Raw genomic sequence first — 18,713 nt, 5'->3', positions numbered from 1 at the left:
AAAAATGCTCCCTTCCCAATTCGTACAACTAATCTGAAGATTAGAAGGACAATTTGATACCGGTAACGGCGCCGTAGCCGTCATTGTCAGAAATGTTGCCTTTTCCGTCAGCATTGAACCAGAAGATCGAGGTCTTCCAATCAACGCCAGCGCCAAGAGCATATGCGAGGCCGAGATCAACGGTATCGATGTCAGAACCATTGCCAGCAGCATCGTTAACAATGTCGCCATTTGCATAAGACAGGGAAACCGAAGCTGCATCCATCTTGTAAGCAACACCAATGTCGAAACCAGTGGTGTCATCAGCTTTGTCAGCGACGTTGTCATTAACACCGTAGTCTTTGGCTTTCACACCGTAAGAACCGCCAACGGTAAAGTTACCAAAACCAAGGTTGGTACCAACGCTGAACCATTCACCGCCGCCCTGATGTTCGCCAACAGCCGACAGGCCAAGCGAGAAACCATCGAAGTCGCCGTTATATTCAACGCCAAGCGATACAACCGGCATGCCACCAGTGGTATTCTGGCCGGTATCGTTGCCAGGGCCGTCGTTTTTGGCATCGCTGCTGTCGGTGTACGAAACACCAGCGCGGAAACCGCCCATAATCGGGGTGTAATAGGTAACTTTGGGATCATCGCCAGCATCCCAGACGGTGTCAGGCATTGCATCGATCTGGACCCAGTTTGACAGGTCACCGTCGTTCACGCCAACCGGGCCAACGGCCGGAGCAGTGATACCCATGGCAGCAGCAGCGCCATCGCCTTCACCCATACGAGCCTGACCGAAAGAACCGTTGATGTACAGGTACTGTTCGTCGATCTGATCGCCTGAGGTTTCACCTTCAAGCTGGATAACAGCGCCAACTTCAATGCCGTTATCAAGCGTGGTTGAACCAGTGAAATAAACTTCGGTATCAGACTGGAATGCGTTGATGTTGCTTGCAGAATCGTCCTGCGAAGCAATACCTGCCCACTGTTCCATGTAACCGCCAACCGACAGTTTGATTTTTTCAGAGGCCTGTGCCTGGCCTGCAACAGCAACAGCGACGAGTGCGCTGGTCGCAATAAGAATCTTTTTCATCTTTTCCCTCAACGTCTTCTTCAACCCGCTTAAGCGGTTATTTGAAGTGTGAACGACAATTATTTTGCCGCCCGGTTCGACGCTATGGAGCCAGCATTTTTCCACCCCGTCAACCAAACTGTGGCGACAATGTAACATTTTTCACGCGCTGTGGCGAAAAGGACACACTTGTTTCCTTTGCCCTCCCTGCATTTGCTGCTTATAGTGCGCTCAGCATTGCCATTGACTGATCAGAAGGCCGCACAAAGTGACTGTTTCCAAATTAAAATTGATTGCCGCTTGCACCCTGGTTTCCGCCCTTGCTGCTTGCGGCGGAGCGTCGCAGTCAGACTATGACAACTATCCTGGTTCCGCCCCGGGCAATGACCGTGTTCTGGGCCGTTCCGCCACCCGGGCGGATATGAAAAAACAGGGAAGTGTTTTTGGCGATAGCGGCCTTAACATTTTCGGTAATGATACCAAGAAACAGGACAATGGTTCCGGCATCGGCGTAAACAGCTTTTTGTGGCGCGCGACCCTTGATACCCTTTCTTTTATGCCGCTTAACTCGGCAGATCCTTTTGGCGGTGTCATTATTACTGACTGGTACAGCCCGGCCGAGACCCCGAATGAACGGTTCAAGATTACCGGTTATATTCTTGGCACCGCGTTGCGCTCGGACGCCGTTAAAGTTTCCATTTTCCGTCAGGTTCGCGCAGGTGGAAATGAATGGGCCGATGCCGTTGTTGATCCGAAAACGGTAACGGCAATGGAAGATTCTATTCTGACCCGTGCCCGCCAATTGCGTATCGACAGTGCCAGCAGCCAGTAAATCCTGATTTTATGGCGCTATCCCAGCACATCGCAGAACGCTACGTTTCGCCGACATACAATCCCCATTCGCTCAAAAGCCGATGGGGATTGTTTTTATCGACGCAAAACATCCCCCATATCGCGACTTTAACGGCCAAATACAGCGATACAGCAAAATTTCGTACTAATATTGCGTTGCATATAAATCACAATGTCCGGCACCATTTTAGGCGGCCTGAAAGCAGAAACCCAATTAGGGTTACCGATCTAAACTTGCCCGATATTAGCAATCCCGACGTCAACATCACTGCCGCGCCGATCATATTTCAGGATGATATTCCAGGTCTTGAAGACCTGACCCGCGAGGTTGGCCCCGATATCGTTACGCTGGCGGTCCTGTCCGACGTTCCCCTGCACCGGCCTCGACGGCTTGAACTTGAAGATCTGGTCGGACAATGGCGCTGGTTGCGTCAGGTTTGGGCATTTTTTGACACACCCGATACAAATCTAATCGGCGCTAACTTTGGCACTGCCGCGATTAACAACGCGCATTATAATGCCGATGACAAACCGGATTTAACCTTGGAAATAAGCCAGATCACGGATGCTATCGTCGCCTGCCGTCTTCATATCGCCATCGCATCACTGCGCAGCCTGTTTCAAAAAATCAAACAGCAGCCTGCAGATGTCGAAAATCAGGCCCAAATCAGCTTTCTGATACTCTTGTGTTTGTTTTGCCCTTACATCGGACATGAATTATTGTATCGCTATGGGATCGTAGAAATACCCGAGCAACCGGAGTCCTGAACAGATGTCGCTGCGCCCGATCATATTGTTGTTTCTTTGTCTGAGCATTCCTGCCCTTGGCGCGTGCGGATTTCGGCCGCTATATGCGCAAAATCAGAGCAATCAATCAGAAACGAACGACATGTCGCGGGTCAAAATTGATGTGATCAATGATCGTGTCGGGCAACTTACACGGAATGTGCTGCTTGAAAACCTGACACCGAAAGGCGAAACGTCGTCGCCTCTCTATGAGCTGTCGATTGAAATTGATGAAACCACCAATGATCTTGGTTTCACCAAACAAAACGAAGCAACCGTTTCTGACTATATTCTGTCTGGCGCTTACAAACTGGTCCGGATTTCCGATACGAAAATCCTGCGCAGCGGTACGTTACGCGCCCGAACCAGCTTCAACCTCGTTCAGTCCGATTTCGCCAGTCTTGAAGCCAAATCCTCAGCCCGCGAAGATGCCGCGCGCAATCTGGCCCGCCAGATTGCAAACCAGGTTGCGATTGGTATCCACGGTGCCAACTGATTTTGATGCCGGAATTCAATGAAACTTAAAGCAGCCCAGGTCGATTCGTTTTTACGCTCGCCCGACGCCAAGGCCCAACTGATCCTGATTTATGGCGAAGATGAAGGTCTTGTGCGCGAACGTGGCGCGACTTTGGCCAAAACAGTGGTCGCCGACCTCAAAGATCCCTTTCGTATCATCGAACTCGGGCCGCCCCAGTTAAAAGAAGATGGCGGGCGCCTGCGCGACGAGGCCGCCGCCATCAGCTTTGGAGGCGGGCGCAGGGTTGTGCGACTCCGCGATGTGGGCGATGCCCAGGCCCCAATCATCGCCGATTTCCTACAACACCCGGCAGGAGACGCTTTGATTGTGTGTGAGGCCGGAAGCCTGCCTTCACGATCAAAGCTGCGTCAGGCGGTTGAAAAGGCCGGCAATGGCATGGCCCTGCCCTGTTATGCCGACTCGGGCCGTGATCTCGAAGGGCTGATCAAATCGGTTATGGATGAGCATAATCTTCAGATCGAACGCGATGCGGTGCGCTTTCTGATTGCCAATCTCGGCAGCGACCGCATGATTTCGCGCAACGAACTGCAAAAGCTCGCCCTTTATGCCCTCAATCAGCCGCAGGTCACTCTGGCTGATGCGATGGCCTGCATTGGCGACAGTTCTGCTCGCCATTATGATGATGTGCTTCAGGCTGTTTCGGCTGGCAATGTTGCCAATCTTGACACCGCCCTGACCCGGCTGGTTGAAGAGGGCCTTAACCCGGTCGGGGCTTTGCGCATGATGATCGGCTATTTTCAGAAATTGCATCTGGTTAAAGGGCAAGTTTCACAGGGAATGTCGGTTGAACAGGCGATGAAGTCGCTGCGCCCGCCGCTCTTTTTCAAAGCAGCAGACCAGTTTCGTGCCAATTTGTCCTATTGGCCACTATCGCACATCCAGCGCGCCTTGCAAATTTTCCTCGAGGCTGAAAAGGACTGCAAAAGCGGCCTCGCCATCCCGGAAACGCTGGCGCACCGCGCCATGATCAAGGTTACGGTTGCCCGTCAAAAACAGGGGCGGCGTTAAGGCACGATGTCATAAGCCTGCTGTCAGCCAACATAGCCGACTCGCTGCTAACGCAAGGGAAACCCGGTATCCTGATGCAACAACATCAGTTCTGATGACAAAAATATAGCCGGTCTCCAAAAGGAAATCCGGCCATATTGCAGCGCAGCATTGTTTGTTTTGATATCAGGAACGGTCTTTATTACGTTCTGAAAGAACATCGGCAAATACGGCCTCGTCGATTTCGTCACGTGAAACCGGTGCATCTGCTTCGGGTGCCGACACCCGATGATCGCTGTCGTCTTCATCCTTGCTCAAATCAAGCGTGATACCAGATGTATCAGCAATCGATTCGAGCTCCTTGGTTATATCTTCATCCGATGCACCATCGCTTGCATGATCGTCGCTGGAATCATCAATAAACATCGAGTCGAATTCATTGTCATCATCTGCCGACTCGGCAGCGCCAGGCGCACCCTCATCAGGGGTGATACTGTCCGCACGACCATGCGTTAAGCGCTGCAAAATATCATCAAGCTGCTCAAGCGTATCATAGCGAACCGTAAGGCGGCCGCCTGCCCCGTCGAAATCAATGCTAACGGCAAGGCCCAGCATGTTGCTTAGATCGCGTTCCAGCGACACCGTATCGGCGTCTTTTTGGGGGCCCGAGGCCCCTTTTTCACGCTTGGGGCGCGATGCCTTACCGCCGTCTGTTTTAACCAGTTTTTCGGTCTGGCGAACATTCAGGCCTTTTTTAACAATCTGGGTTGCCAGCTCTACCGCGTTATCAGCGCCTAACAACGCCCGTGCATGCCCCGCACTTAACACCTTGTCAGACAGCATTTGTTTAATTGGCGACGGCAACGACAAGAGCCGCAAACTATTGGCAATATGGCTGCGGCTTTTACCGAGCGCCTGCCCCAAGGCTTCCTGGGTATGCGAAAATTCCGCCATTAAGCGGTTATAACCCTCTGCCTCTTCCAAAGCCGACAAATCCTGGCGTTGCAGGTTTTCGATCAGGGCAATTTCGGCGGTTTCGCGGTCGTCAAATTCGCGTACCAATACCGGCACTTCGTGCAACTGCGCCCGTTGGGCGGCCCGCCAGCGCCGTTCCCCGGCGATAATTTCATAAACCGTCGCACCGGTCGACGAGGCCCGCACCAAAATAGGCTGAATAATGCCTTTCTGACGGATTGATGCCGCCAGATCGTCAATCGCCTCGTCATCAAAATTGCTGCGCGGCTGAAACGGTGATGGTGCTAAATCGCTAATGGCAACCAACTGTGTCGTGCCACCGGGGCCGGGATGCACTGGCTCGGCCGAACCAGCCGCCCCACCACTCACCGCCGCCCCGACTTCATCGTCTTCTTCGCCCAGCAATGCCGAAAGGCCTCGTCCCAAACCGCGTTTTTTTGTCTCACTCATGCCTTCACTCCTTCGCGTTTCAGGACTTCACTTGCCAAATTCAGATAAGCCTTCGAACCGGGGCATTTAATATCATAAACAAGGACCGGTGCGCCGTGGCTGGGCGCTTCGGAAACACGCACATTGCGCGGAATAACGGTTCTATAAACGACATCGCCAAAATAATCCCGGACATCTTTGGCAACCTGCGCCGACAAATTATTGCGCTTGTCATACATCGTCAACACGATGCCCTGAATTTCCAGCTTGGGATTAAACGCCTTTTTCACCCGTTTAATGGTCCGCACCAGATGGCTGATCCCTTCCAACGCAAAAAACTCGCATTGCAACGGCACCAAAACTGCATCGGATGCCACAAGCGCATTTAGCGTTAACAGGCCCAATGATGGCGGGCAGTCGATCAGCACATAATCAACATCTTGCGGCAGACGCGACAGCGATTCTTTAAGCTGCATCTCCCGGCGTTCAAAATCAACCAGCTCAATCTCGGCACCCGATAAATCCATGCCCGATGGCACAATATTAAGCCGGGGAATGGCCGTCGGCCGCCGGGCTTCCATCAAACTCGCACCATTAATCAACACATCATACGAACTAATATCGCGTTCCGATGGCCGCAATCCCAAGCCGGTACTGGCATTGCCCTGCGGGTCAAGATCGACAATCAGAACGCGTTGATCGACAGCCGCCAACGCCGTTGCCAGATTAATCGTGGTGGTGGTTTTACCCACTCCGCCTTTCTGGTTGGCAACGGCAATAATACGAGGGCGGTTTCCACCGGTATTTACGGGCAAGTCAATCACATCTGTCATCGCTCTACTCCCTCAAGGATCATCACCACGCCTTCCGGATCAACAAGCCCCGGAAAGGTTGTTACAGAAAAACGCCACCCGGCATTTCGCGCGTCGGCCAGTTCACTTTCAAAGGCACGTCCTTTTAGCAGCACATATTTTCCGCCCGGTTTTAAGTGGCGCTGCCCCATGTCCAATAATTTTGGCAAGGGTGCAAATGCACGTGCGGTAATGATATCGGCATTTTCCGGCTTTGCGGCTTCGATCCGTTCGCGGGCAACACGGGTTTTACCCAGGCAGTCACATAAACGGCAGGCCTCTGTCAGGAAGATCGTTTTTTTGGTAACGCTTTCCATCATGGTGACGTGATTGGCGCCCAGTATGGACAAAACCACACCGGGAAATCCGGCGCCGGAGCCAAAATCAACAATTTTTGTATCGGATTTTTGGGCAATATCGGCAAGATGCGGCCAAATTTGTGCTGAATCTTGTAAATGACGTGCCCATACGTCTTCGGCTGTGCTGGCGCCCACAATATTAATACTTGGCTGCCACTTCACGACCAGATCGGCATAATGCTCCAGGCGAGACATTGTTTCACGTGAAACATGAAGTTCAGTCTCAAACCATTTTTTGACGGATTCTGTATTTGTTTGCATGAATTTCTTATAAAACTGGTTTGAGCGTCACGCCAGCGTTGTTTTTGTTTCCCGTCGGTTTTTAGCGTTTATGACGATATTTTTCAAAAAAAAAGCCGCCGATGTTTCACGTGAAACATCGGCGGCTTTAATATTTACGTTCAATACCTGCGCATCCGTCGCAAAACAAGTATTTCACAACGTTTTATGGCTCGACCAACCAATCTGTCAGGCGGATTTTTGATTAATCGCCTGATGACGATGCGAGCGAATATGGCCAAGAAGTGCCGTAACCGCCGCCGGGGTAACACCCGGAATGCGCGAGGCGGCACCGATGGTTTCCGGCATAATTTGCTGCAGCTTCAACCGAATTTCGGTAGAGAGCCCTCCTACCCGTTCATAGTCAAGGTTGCGCGGCAACCGCAATTCTTCATCGCGCCGAAATGCCGCCACATCGGCAGCCTGGCGATCAAGGTAGCCTTTATACTGGGCATCGATGGCAAGTTGATCGCGAATTGACGGGGCAACATCGCGAAGTTCCGGCCAAACAATAGCCAGCTGTTCGAATGAAATATCCGGGTATGCCAACAAATCAAAGGCACTGCGACGGACCCCATCCTGATTAACCCTGATCCCGTGTTTGATCAGTTGGTTGGGGGTTTCCGCCAAATCGCCGATCCGCTGCTTGGCAGACGCCAAAGCATCCCGCTTATCGGTCCAGGCATTTTGGCGCGTCGATGCGACACAGCCAATAGCCATACCCAACCCGGTTAATCGTTGGTCGGCATTATCGGCCCGCAACATCAAACGATATTCCGCCCGCGAGGTAAACATCCGATAAGGTTCGCGCGTGCCCTGCGTCACCAGATCATCAATCATCACGCCGATATAAGCATCGGCCCGGTCGAGAACAAATTGCTGTTCGCCACCATCAGCCACCAGCGCGGCATTAACCCCGGCAATCAAACCCTGCCCTGCGGCCTCTTCATAACCCGTGGTGCCATTGATTTGCCCGGCGAAAAACAACCCGGCGACTTTCTTGGTTTCAAGGGTATGGCGCAGCTCGCGCGGATCAACAAAGTCATATTCAACGGCATAGCCGGGACGGAAAATTTCGACCTTTTCAAGCCCGGGAATACTGGCCAACAGGGCCAACTGAACATCCTTGGGCAAGGATGTTGAAATGCCATTAGGGTACACCGTCGGGTCATCCAGCCCCTCGGGTTCAAGGAAAATCTGGTGTTCGGATTTATCGGCGAAACGAACCACCTTATCCTCGATCGACGGGCAATAACGCGGACCACTGCTGCTGATCTGGCCGCTATACATCGGCGCACGATGTAGGTTATCGCGAATAATCTTGTGCGTTTCTTCGGTGGTATGCGTCATATAGCACGAAATCTGGGGCACCGTGATCGTGTCATTTAAGAACGAAAACGGTTCTGGCGGGTTATCGCCGGGCTGCTCGATCAGCCGATGCCATTCAATTGTCCGGCCATCCAGCCGTGCCGGTGTCCCGGTTTTAAGGCGGCCAAGGGCAAATTCGTATTTCGCCAGCGTATCGGACAATCCCATGGACGGCGCATCGCCCATGCGGCCCGCCGCCATGGTTTCTTCGCCAATATGAATAATGCCGCGCAAAAACGTTCCGGTGGTCAGCACAACTGCGCCGGCCAGATACTGCGCGCCCTCGCCGGTGATAACGCCACCGACCCGGTTATCTTCATCAATAACCAAATCCTCAACGGCGGCTTCAATCACCGTCAGGTTTGGCTGTTCTGCCAGAATATCCTGCACAGCAGTGCGATACAGCTTGCGGTCAGCCTGAGCGCGCGGGCCACGTACAGCGGGCCCCTTGGAGCGGTTAAGCATCCGGAACTGAATACCGGCGCGATCAATCGCGCGGCCCATCACACCGTCAAGCGCGTCAACCTCGCGCACCATATGGCCTTTGCCCAACCCGCCGATGGCCGGGTTACAGGACATTTCGCCAATACGGTCGGCACGGTGTGTGACCAGGGCAGTTTTAGCCCCCATGCGCGCGGCAGCCGCAGCGGCCTCGCATCCGGCATGGCCACCACCGACCACAATCACATCAAAACGGTTCTGTGACATCAGTTCCTCATGCCCGCAACGGGCGGTTTTTAGCAAGACAATCCACAAGGCAAAATGCCCGGATCGCCTATAAGGTCAACTTAATTGGTTATTATTTCAACATCGGAATCGGTAATGTTTCACGTGAAACATAGCTAATTAAACCTATTTCCCGATAATTACTTACCGATGCAGAAATCACCAAAGATGATATCGAGCAAATCTTCAACATCAACACGTCCGGTAATCTTCCCGATTTCCCGCACTGCCAAGCGAATATCCTCGGCAGCCAGTTCGGCAATATCAGTCCCCAAACCACGGTGAAGATGGGACAGTGCCTGTTCCAGGGCGCGGCGATGACGCATCCGCGTCAACGGGACAGGCCCGGCAAAATCGAGCCCCTCTTTTACGCGACTTTCCAGCAGTTGCAAGAGGCTTTCCATCCCTGCCCCGGTCATAGCCGATATCGCCAAAACCGGTAGCTCCAGCACTGCCCCCGCAGCGTCCACACCCGACCACACCAGCCCGGCGGACTGATCATGTGACGGGGAGGCCGTAATACCGTCATCCACCTGATCCGCCTTGTTGATCAGGATAACCGTGTTGCGATCTATCAGTCGCGCGGCCTCGCCGTCGATCCTCGGCCAATCGGCACGGTCAATTACCACAAGCCGAAGATCGGCATTTTCTGCTCGTTCTGTCGCGCGGCGAACCCCTTCGGTTTCAATCGCGTCACCTGTTTCGCGCAAGCCCGCTGTATCGACCATCGTGACGGGGAACCCGCCGAGATCGAGATGGATTTCAATGGCGTCGCGCGTGGTGCCGGCAATGTCAGAAACAATCGCCGCATCGCGCCGCGCCAACCGGTTTAACAAGCTTGATTTACCGGCATTGGGTGCGCCAAGAATAACAATCTGAAAGCCTTCACGCAGCCGCTCCCCACGCCGGTTGTCGGCCAGATGCCCGGCAATTTCATTGGCAATCCGCTGCAAATCACTGCGCAAAACCGCAACAATACCATCAGGTAAATCTTCGTCGGGGAAATCAATATCGGCTTCGATATGGGCCAGCGCGCGCATCAGGCGCAAGCGCCAGTCTTCATAAAGCTGGCCCAGTTCCCCGGCCATCTGGCGCACGGCCTGGCGGCGCTGGGCGGCGGTTTCGGCATCAATCAAATCGGCAATGCCTTCGGCCTCGGTCAGGTCCATTTTGCCGTTCTGAAAGGCACGACGGCTATATTCCCCCGGCTCCGCCAGTCGCAAGCCGGGCTGACGGGCAAGACAGTCCAGCACGCCTTCAATCACCGCCCGTCCGCCATGCACATGCAGTTCAACGACGTCCTCGCCGGTAAAGCTGGCCGGACCGGCAAAATACAAGGCAATGGCATCATCAAGCCGCTCGCCGCTTTGCGGGTCGGCAATGGGTGCATACACCGCCACCCGCGCGCGTGGCGGTGTATCGCGCCCCAAAAGCGCGCATAACACCGGCAGCGACTGCGACCCCGACAGGCGAATAACCGCAACGCCTGCGCGTCCTGCGCCGCTAGACAAGGCGAAAATTGTATCAATCGTATCCGTGCGAGCGTGCAAAACCATATGTTCCGTATTTTGGCGATGTCAAAAATGGCCGCCCGATTAGTGGCGGCCTTGTTAAATCTTGTCAAATATCGTCGATCCAAAGCGATCACCAGGATCATCCGTCCGCAAACAGTCCCAACGAATCCTTGCCAATGACTTCATAAACCGCACGGCGCCATCGCGCCCTACAAAAGGGGCCAAATCATAGAGATCTATCTTACTGATCAGGCTGCAATTGCAAGCGATCAACCACCCGGCCTTCTATCAGATGTGTCTGAAGAATTTCGTCGATGTCATCCTGATTGTCATAGCGGTACCAGGTTCCCTGCGGGTAAATCACCATTACCGGCCCCAGTTCACAACGGTCAAGGCAGCCTGCGGTATTCACACGGGCAGCCGCAATACCAAGTTCCTTGACCCGAACCTTCATATAATTGCGCAACCGGGTTGCCCCGGCGGCCTGGCAACATCCGCGTGGATGCCCGTCTGGTCTTTCGTTCTGGCAGACAAAAATATGGGACTGATAGAAATGTTCTGTATCACTCAAGCTCGATCAATCCTTCTTCATGGGGCCGCCATTGTTAAACTGGTTCCAGAATGCTTTTTGCATCTGTTCCCAGTTCTGCATGCCCTGCGGCAACCAGGTTTTTAACATCGTTTCCGGGTCCATCGCTTGCAGATTGGTCTTCATCCGCTCTTCAATTTCCTTCATCAGCGCTTGCTGCATGGGTTGCACATCGGGCAACCCAAAAAATGTGCGCAACTCTTCCGGGCTGCAATCGATATCAACTGAAATTTTCATAACCTGACCTCCTGACGGGCACTTTTTATTCTATGGCAATGACAGTGTATAAATCCTGAAAGGCGCGTCTGTGCGGCATTACCACGCTTTTCGCATATCCCATATTCGTCGCATTTCCCTTATATGGCAATTGTGCAAAGCATTTCCCTTTCTTTTCAATAGTTTTGCTCGTATTTTGGGAAGATAAGAATTTGCGAATTTACCCTTTCCGGGGCGACATCGCCATATCGTCGCCCTAACGCGAAGGACCGCCAAACGCAATCGGAACAGCATGGGACACGCGTGATGATGGATCTTGACCGCAACAATCTGGGGCGCGAAACCAGCCCCTATCTTTTGCAACACCAGACAAACCCTGTCCATTGGCAACCCTGGTCCGAACAGGCGCTTGCTGCGGCACAGGCGGCCAACAAACCCGTTTTGCTGTCAATCGGCTATGCGGCCTGCCACTGGTGCCACGTCATGGCCCATGAAAGTTTCGAGGATGCGGAAATTGCCGCGCTGATGAACGACCTGTTCATCAATATCAAACTTGATCGCGAAGAACGACCAGACCTTGATGCCTTGTATCAAAATGCCCTGGCCTTGCTGGGCCAACAGGGCGGATGGCCGCTCACCATGTTTCTAACCCCGAATGGCGAGCCGTTCTGGGGGGGAACCTATTTTCCCAAACACGCCAAATATGGCCGGCCGGGATTTGATGACGTTTTAAAATCAATCGCCAATATCTATGCCAGCGAACCCGAAAACGTCGCCCATAATGTCAAGCAGATCAATACTGCCCTTGTACGCATGAATAATACCCGCAGCGGCGATGTACCCTTGCTTGAAACCATTGATGAATTTGGCAAAAGCAGCCTGCAATTGATGGATATGGAAAATGGCGGCACCAAGGGTGCGCCCAAATTTCCGCAGCCAACCCTGCTGGCCTTTTTATGGCGCACCGCCAACCGCACCGGCGACGAAAACCTGAAAAATGCCGTTACGTTAAGCCTTGATCGCATGTCACAAGGCGGGATTTACGACCATCTGGGCGGCGGTTATGCCCGCTACAGCGTCGATGACCAATGGCTGGCACCCCATTTTGAAAAAATGCTTTATGACAATGCCCAGCTGATCGATGTGCTGTGCGATGCGTGGCGCGTTACCACCAACCCGCTTTATGCGCAGCGCATCGAAGAAACAATCGACTGGATTATGCGGGAAATGCGCGTTTCTGGCGGCGCCTTTGGCGCCAGCCTTGACGCCGATAGCGAAGGCGAAGAAGGCAAATTTTATGTCTGGGACAAATCCGCGATAGATGACCTGCTCGCCGATCAGGATAGCGCATTGTTCAACCGCTATTACGACGTTACCCCGTCAGGCAACTGGGAAGGTCACACCATCCTGAACCGGACCCGGTCGGGGTTATCGCTTGCAGATGATCCAACTGAAATCTCGCTTGCCAAAATGCGTCAAACCTTGATGACAACGCGGGACAACCGCGTCCGCCCGGGTTGGGATGACAAGGTTCTGACCGACTGGAACGCCATGACAATTGCCGCACTTTGCGAAGCTGCCATGGTTTTTCACCGGTCCGAATGGCTCGATTACGCTAAACTTGCCTATAATTTTATCAAGCAGACTCTTGGTAATAATAACACCCTGTTACACAGCTATCGTGCCGGGCGGGCGCAACATGCCGCGATGCTCGAAGATTACGCCCATATGATTCGCGCTTCGTTGCGCCTGTTTGAAATTTCAGGTTCGGCATCTTATCTGCGCGATGCCGTGGGCTGGAGCGAACAGGTCGAAACCCAGTTTGCCGACACGCAACGCGGCGGTTATTTCCAGTCTGCAGCCAGCAGCAATGATCTGGTCGTGCGCAGCAAACCTGTTAGTGACGGCGCGGTTCCCTCGGGCAATGGCATCATGGTACAAAATCTGGCACGTCTTTATGCCCTGACAGGCGAAACCCGCTATCAAACCCGGGCCGATACCACCCTCGCCTGCTTTGGCGGTCGCCTGCGCGACCAGTTCCCCAGTATGCCCGGTCTGTTACTTGGTGCCGAAATGCTCCAAAACCCGCTGCAAATTGTTATTCTGGCCCCCTCTGGCAGTGCCGGGCTTTACGCCATGCGCCGGGCGGTATTTGCCCGTTACCTGCCGCATCGGGCCGTTACCCTGATCGGCGATGATCAGGATCTTCCGCCAGATCATCCGGCCTTTGGTAAAACCCGCATTGACGGCAAAGCAACCGCCTATATCTGCCAGGGCCCGGTTTGCTCCGTACCGATTACCAATGCCGAAACCCTGGCCAAACACCTTAAAGATATCTCGGATGGCAACGAAGCCGCGTAAAAACGGCTTTCTTCACACATTACGACATGTCGATAATCCCTAAACAGGGATTAATCCGTGTAAAATTGCAGCGGCTACAATAAATTGCGGCACCAACAGGCGTCGAACCCGACCAGAACAGCATCGGGAGAAATGTAAGCCGCGACGCCGCCGCGCGGCTTGTGTCGCAACAGCAGGCAAGAACTTAACAAGAGCCCACCCGCCAATTGAGGGCCGCATTAATCAGGTTCAATCAATGCGGTTCGGCACAAACGCAAATTGCTTGCAAGGCTGGCTGTAAAACCGGCATATAAGCGACATTCAAAACGATTTGACGCCGCAATTTTCCGCCAAGACAGGAGCCACAATGCCCCAGATCTCTTTCAACAGCCCGGTTGGCGCGCTGACAATTTTTGAATTTGACGGCCAGATTGTCTCGCTGGATTGGGGTTTTGTCGAAGATATGGAAACCAGCCCGGTGCTGGACGAGGCCAAATCGCAAATCAACGCCTATTTTGCCCAAAAACTAACCAGATTTGACCTGCCCCTGGCACCAGGTGGCACGCCTTTTCAGGCAGCGGTTTGGGCGGCAATGTGTGATATTCCACTGGGACAAACCGCTACTTATCAGGATCTTGCCCGCATAGCCGGGTCGCCAAAAGGATTTCGCGCCGTTGGCATGGCGTGCGGCAAAAATCCCATTCCCATCCTGATCCCCTGCCACCGTGTTCTTGCCACTGGCGGAAAACCGGGCGGGTATTCGGGCGATGGCGGGTTGGAAACCAAGGAAGCCCTGCTGAAACTTGAAGGTGTTGATCTTTACCCGGTGAAAAAGGCCAGCCAGCAAACAGCTTTTGACCTTTAATTCCTCGCTTGGCGGGCAAACGTCCTTCATAAAGGCCCTTGCCTTACACTGCATTTACGTGAGGCATCAACCGGAAAAATCATCCTTAAAAACCGGTTTTTTCACCATCACCATCACGCGCATGCCATGCCCGAACATCGCGGGCGATGGCATCAAAACGGTCGCTTAATCGCTGGCTGACACTGCGGCACGGGGCAATAACGTTTTCGGCCCAATCGACATAATATAAAATCTGTGTCCGGTCCCAGCCAATCGGCGTATCGGTTAACATCGCCCCGACATTGGCAATTTTATCGGCCAGCCGCACCAGTTTGGCATCGTTACTAAGCCGGGGAGCCAATTGAATTTGCATGGCTTTGCGCTCATCGCGCGGCAAGGCTTTATCGTCACTGACTTCAAGAACGATATTTGCGATATTTTCAGTGAAACAGGCGGCAATTTCGCCGTGTGTCGCGCCGCAATCCTCGATCACGTCGTGCAATAGTGCGGCACATAGCACATCTTCGGCGGTATCTGGCTCGCATTCCACAATTAAACGCGAAACCTCAATCGGATGATTGATATAGGGCTCGTCGGCCGGGCCCTTGCGCCGCTGGTCGCGATGGGCACGGGCGGCAAAATCGACAGATTTTAAAAGAAGCTGCATCTTCCTGACGGTCATAGTGAATGATAGATGATAGATGCCAGCGTCCCATGCCTTGGCAAAAGCTGCAAGTCCCGATCTGCACATCGCACGCTGCACGCCCCTGCCCCGTCCCATGGTCTCATCAGCGTGTCGCCAGTTTGCCAGGCATCAACGCACCACCGCAGGATCAATCATTCATGCAGTATCTGTATGTTCGAATTGGCAGGGTAAAACGACACATCCCCATCCCAGCCCAAAATGTTTCCCGTGAAACAATTTGCCAAAACACAAAGCCAAAACCAGACACAAAAAAACGGAGCCCAAACCGGACTCCGTTTTAATTCGTCTCGTTCAATATGCCCGATATTCCAGCACCAACGGCCTAGCCGTTCATTGAATCGAAGAAATCATCGTTATTCTTGGTCGATTTAAGCTTGCCAAGCAGGAATTCCATCGCGTCCTGCGGACCCATCGGGTTGAGGATACGGCGCAGAACCCACATTTTGGAAAGCTCGCTTTTGCCAACCAGCAGCTCTTCCTTACGGGTACCCGATTTAAGGATATCAATCGCCGGGAAGATACGTTTGTCAGCCAGTTTCCGATCGAGAATAAGTTCGGAGTTACCCGTCCCTTTAAACTCTTCGAAAATGACTTCATCCATGCGCGAGCCGGTATCGATCAGGGCGGTCGCAATGATCGTTAACGATCCCCCTTCTTCAATATTACGGGCCGCACCAAAGAAACGTTTGGGGCGCTGCAGGGCATTTGCATCGACACCACCGGTCAAAACCTTGCCTGAGCTCGGCACAACGGTGTTGTATGCACGCGCCAGACGCGTAATCGAATCGAGCAGGATGACAACATCGTGCTTGTGTTCGACCAGGCGCTTTGCCTTTTCCAGGACCATTTCGGTCACCTGAACGTGGCGCTGTGCCGGTTCGTCAAAGGTCGAGCTGATAACTTCGCCTTTTACCGAGCGGTCCATATCGGTCACTTCTTCCGGGCGTTCATCAATCAGAAGAACGATCAGATAAGCTTCCGGATGGTTTTCCTCGATCGCGTGGGCAATATTTTGCAGCATCACGGTTTTACCGGTGCGCGGCGGTGCCACGATCAGGGCGCGCTGACCTTTACCTAACGGCGACACAAGTTCGATCACCCGGTTGGTGATGTCCCTGTTATTGCCGTCCTGGTCCACATCACGCTCCATTTTCAGGGGCTGATCCGGATAAAGCGGGGTCAGGTTATCAAAATTGATACGATGACGGACTTTTTCCGGCGCATCAAAATTGACCTTGTCCACTTTCAGCAGGGCAAAATAACGTTCACCTTCCTTCGGGGAACGGATCTGCCCTTCCACAGTATCACCGGTGCGCAAGCCAAACCGGCGAACCTGGCTTGGCGAGACATAAATATCATCCGGTCCCGCCAGATAATTGGCTTCCGGGCTCCGCAGAAAGCCAAAACCATCGGGCAATACTTCCAGAACACCTTCGCCATAAATGGCGTGGTCGTTTTCTGCAAGTTGCTTGAGAATGGCAAACATCAGCTCCTGCTTGCGCAAGGTGCTGGCGTTTTCAATTTCGAGCTCTTCCGAAAGGGCAAGAAGCTCGGTCGGAGATTTAAGTTTCAGGTCCTGGAGATGCATATGTGCGTATGATGATCTGTAATTGCCGGGGAAGGGCGAATTGGTAAGGAGGGTGGTATTTGAGTGCAGTTTTCTATGCCGCATTAAAAAATACGACGTTCAAATACCGACTATAAACCGCTGATTGCTTAAGGTAGGAATGTTTCGTGTAAGAGTAACAAAACATGGGAAACTGATAACGCCGATTCGACGATTAGTCAAACCGGTTTGGGCAAAACACCTGTCGTCATTGTGATTGAGGTCACACTGGCGGGCTTTTTCAACCGCGTTCCTGCACAATTCGCAAGATCCGCGTCAATTGATCCTGATTTAATCCCGCAATGCGTTCGGCCAACAGGTTGGCAAGTTCGGTCGCAGCAGGTTCCAGACCGGCGGTATCAACCGTCACCTTGGGATGAGACAATTGCGCCAGACGCTTTATCTCATCGACTTCATCCCAAATCAAATTAAAATAACCACAAATCTGCTGAACCAGTCCCGGGCTGGGCCGCCCGCGGTGCCCATGCTCCAATGCTGACAGATAAGCTGGCGACAATTGCAGGGCATTTGCCATTTCGGTCAGGGTTACGTTGTGGCGCGTTCGCAATTCGCGAATGCGATTGCCAAAAGGTGTCACACGCGTCTCCGTTTCAACAAAACATAAAAGGCACCTGCCCCGCCATGGCTGATCTGCGCCTGGGTCACGGCCAGAATATGCGGGCGCAAACGCGGTGCGCTGAGCCATTGGGGCAATCGCTGCCGCAAAAGACCCGTCCGGCCATATTCGTCGGCCCGGCTGCCCTTGCCGGTAATTACCAGCACACAGCGCTTGTCGTTGCGCCATGCCATTTCAATAAAGGAATTTAAGGCATGATGCGCCACTTCCTGGGTCATGCCGTGCAAATCGATCCGGCCTTCAATGGCCATGCGGCCCTTTTTAAATTTATCGGCGGTCGATTTATCAATCCCGGCGGTTTTGCCGGTCTGCAATTCTTCCAGTCCTTTGGCCTTTGCCACCGGTTTGCGCGCCGCATCGCGGGCAGATGGCAAATTGCGCGCCAGCCGCGTCGCCTCGGAGCGCGAAATTTCATCACCCAAAGATGATGTCGCCGAAGCGCTCAGGGATGCAGTGGGTGGCAAAGCCGTCTCACCGCCCGAAAAACTGGCATCTGTCCCTAACGCCTCTTCAAACGCGCTGGCGTCTTCATCGCTTAAACCCTTGCGACGCGCACGCAAAGGCGTGACATCATGCGTGAAAGCCTGCCAAAGGGCTTTCTCCGACTCTGTCACGCTGCGGCGCTTTTTGTGGTTCTTGCGATCTGTCATTGGCTAGAGCATGTTTCCTTTAATAAGACCCATTTTGTTTAATTTTGACGTGCCGTTTGGCAAGGCACAGCGCGCCGCGCGATGCGGCGCATCGGGCAAGCGGTGTAACGCCGTCAAACGCCGTCAAAATTGAACCCTCCGGGCCCGCGCATTTTGCTGCTCGGCTACGTCGAAATCCTTGTCCGTAACCCCGTTACGCCCTGCGGACTTCTCCTTGCCGAGCAGCAAAATGCGCGGGCAGAATGGGTCTTATTAAAGGAAATATGCTCTAACATATAGCCGCATTGTTTTAAAAATGCACCGCCGGGAAACAGGTAAATCATGCGAAATTTACCAAAAAGCCAAACAAAACAGGGTGCATCACACAAAAACCGGAGGCCAAAGGCCCCCGGTCATTGCCG

General features: G+C 53.2%; 18 protein-coding genes. 6 read left to right on the top strand and 12 right to left on the bottom strand.

All coding sequences use genetic code 11. The features are described from left to right. Nucleotides 1-40 precede the first annotated feature (40 nt). Entirely contained in the window at nucleotides 41-1,186 is a 1,146-nt protein-coding gene (locus TMES_RS00920) for a porin (protein WP_245835153.1), read from the bottom strand. A gap of 142 nt (nucleotides 1,187-1,328) precedes the next feature. Between TMES_RS00920 and TMES_RS00915 the strand changes: the two genes are divergently transcribed. From TMES_RS00915 to holA, 4 genes are all read left to right on the top strand, one after another. Beyond that, a complete protein-coding gene (locus tag TMES_RS00915) occupies nucleotides 1,329-1,892 on the top strand; it encodes a DUF3576 domain-containing protein (protein WP_245835152.1) in 564 nt (187 codons plus the stop codon). An 11-nt stretch (nucleotides 1,893-1,903) separates the two neighbouring features. Further along, the gene (locus TMES_RS00910; protein WP_143589496.1) at nucleotides 1,904-2,680 is read left to right on the top strand and encodes a hypothetical protein; all 777 of its coding nucleotides are present in this window, start codon (nucleotides 1,904-1,906) and stop codon (nucleotides 2,678-2,680) included. Nucleotides 2,681-2,801: 121 nt separating this feature from the next. Next, a complete protein-coding gene (locus TMES_RS00905) occupies nucleotides 2,802-3,194 on the top strand; it encodes a hypothetical protein (protein ID WP_245835151.1) in 393 nt (130 codons plus the stop codon). Between the two features lie 18 nt (nucleotides 3,195-3,212). Continuing rightward, a complete protein-coding gene (holA, locus tag TMES_RS00900) occupies nucleotides 3,213-4,244 on the top strand; it encodes a DNA polymerase III subunit delta (protein WP_085578542.1) in 1,032 nt (343 codons plus the stop codon). A gap of 165 nt (nucleotides 4,245-4,409) precedes the next feature. Here holA and TMES_RS00895 read toward each other — a convergent pair whose 3' ends face one another. From TMES_RS00895 to TMES_RS00865, 7 genes are all read right to left on the bottom strand, one after another. Beyond that, the gene (locus tag TMES_RS00895; RefSeq protein WP_085578540.1) at nucleotides 4,410-5,648 is read right to left on the bottom strand and encodes a ParB/RepB/Spo0J family partition protein; all 1,239 of its coding nucleotides are present in this window, start codon (nucleotides 5,646-5,648) and stop codon (nucleotides 4,410-4,412) included. Next, complete coding sequence (locus TMES_RS00890; RefSeq protein WP_085578538.1) at nucleotides 5,645-6,460, bottom strand: ParA family protein; 816 nt, start codon at nucleotides 6,458-6,460, stop codon at nucleotides 5,645-5,647. The genes TMES_RS00895 and TMES_RS00890 overlap by 4 nt, the downstream gene beginning before the upstream one ends. Continuing rightward, a complete protein-coding gene (gene rsmG / locus TMES_RS00885) occupies nucleotides 6,457-7,098 on the bottom strand; it encodes a 16S rRNA (guanine(527)-N(7))-methyltransferase RsmG (RefSeq protein WP_085578536.1) in 642 nt (213 codons plus the stop codon). Before rsmG ends, TMES_RS00890 begins: the two co-directional genes overlap by 4 nt. Nucleotides 7,099-7,305: 207 nt before the next feature. Continuing rightward, nucleotides 7,306-9,192, bottom strand: coding sequence for a tRNA uridine-5-carboxymethylaminomethyl(34) synthesis enzyme MnmG (mnmG, locus tag TMES_RS00880; RefSeq protein WP_085579748.1), 1,887 nt, complete (start codon nucleotides 9,190-9,192; stop codon nucleotides 7,306-7,308). A gap of 158 nt (nucleotides 9,193-9,350) precedes the next feature. Then, on the bottom strand, nucleotides 9,351-10,760 hold the full coding sequence (gene mnmE / locus TMES_RS00875; RefSeq protein ID WP_245835150.1) for a tRNA uridine-5-carboxymethylaminomethyl(34) synthesis GTPase MnmE: 1,410 nt from the start codon (nucleotides 10,758-10,760) through the stop codon (nucleotides 9,351-9,353). A 205-nt stretch (nucleotides 10,761-10,965) separates the two neighbouring features. Next, nucleotides 10,966-11,295: a (2Fe-2S) ferredoxin domain-containing protein gene (locus TMES_RS00870; RefSeq protein ID WP_085578532.1), complete on the bottom strand. Its 330-nt coding sequence runs from the start codon at nucleotides 11,293-11,295 to the stop codon at nucleotides 10,966-10,968. A gap of 6 nt (nucleotides 11,296-11,301) precedes the next feature. After that, nucleotides 11,302-11,550 carry a DUF6489 family protein gene (locus TMES_RS00865; RefSeq protein ID WP_085578531.1) on the bottom strand — a complete coding sequence of 83 codons (249 nt, stop codon included), beginning with the start codon at nucleotides 11,548-11,550 and terminating at the stop codon, nucleotides 11,302-11,304. A 285-nt stretch (nucleotides 11,551-11,835) separates the two neighbouring features. On the opposite strand from TMES_RS00865, the gene TMES_RS00860 reads away from it, so the two are divergent. Continuing rightward, nucleotides 11,836-13,890 (top strand): thioredoxin domain-containing protein, encoded by a 2,055-nt coding sequence (locus TMES_RS00860; protein ID WP_342746297.1) that lies wholly within the window; start codon nucleotides 11,836-11,838, stop codon nucleotides 13,888-13,890. A gap of 346 nt (nucleotides 13,891-14,236) precedes the next feature. Continuing rightward, nucleotides 14,237-14,734 (top strand): methylated-DNA--[protein]-cysteine S-methyltransferase, encoded by a 498-nt coding sequence (locus tag TMES_RS00855; protein WP_085578529.1) that lies wholly within the window; start codon nucleotides 14,237-14,239, stop codon nucleotides 14,732-14,734. Between the two features lie 85 nt (nucleotides 14,735-14,819). On the opposite strand, the gene TMES_RS00850 is transcribed toward TMES_RS00855, so the two are convergent. The 4 genes from TMES_RS00850 to TMES_RS00835 all read right to left on the bottom strand — a co-directional run bounded on the left by TMES_RS00850 (nucleotide 14,820) and on the right by TMES_RS00835 (nucleotide 18,312). Beyond that, on the bottom strand, nucleotides 14,820-15,380 hold the full coding sequence (locus tag TMES_RS00850; RefSeq protein ID WP_085578527.1) for an HD domain-containing protein: 561 nt from the start codon (nucleotides 15,378-15,380) through the stop codon (nucleotides 14,820-14,822). Nucleotides 15,381-15,741: 361 nt separating this feature from the next. After that, a complete protein-coding gene (rho, locus tag TMES_RS00845) occupies nucleotides 15,742-17,007 on the bottom strand; it encodes a transcription termination factor Rho (RefSeq protein WP_085578525.1) in 1,266 nt (421 codons plus the stop codon). 259 nt (nucleotides 17,008-17,266) lie between these two features. Next, nucleotides 17,267-17,623 (bottom strand): helix-turn-helix domain-containing protein, encoded by a 357-nt coding sequence (locus TMES_RS00840; RefSeq protein ID WP_085578523.1) that lies wholly within the window; start codon nucleotides 17,621-17,623, stop codon nucleotides 17,267-17,269. Further along, nucleotides 17,620-18,312, bottom strand: coding sequence for a Smr/MutS family protein (locus TMES_RS00835; RefSeq protein ID WP_085578521.1), 693 nt, complete (start codon nucleotides 18,310-18,312; stop codon nucleotides 17,620-17,622). Before TMES_RS00835 ends, TMES_RS00840 begins: the two co-directional genes overlap by 4 nt. Between the last annotated feature and the right edge of the window lie 401 nt (nucleotides 18,313-18,713).

This window comes from Thalassospira mesophila (assembly GCF_002115755.1).
In the GTDB taxonomy this organism is placed as follows: Bacteria; Pseudomonadota; Alphaproteobacteria; order Rhodospirillales; family Thalassospiraceae; genus Thalassospira; species Thalassospira mesophila.
Note: the sequence above shows the minus strand (reverse complement) of the source record. Positions and strands in the feature narration are given on the sequence as shown.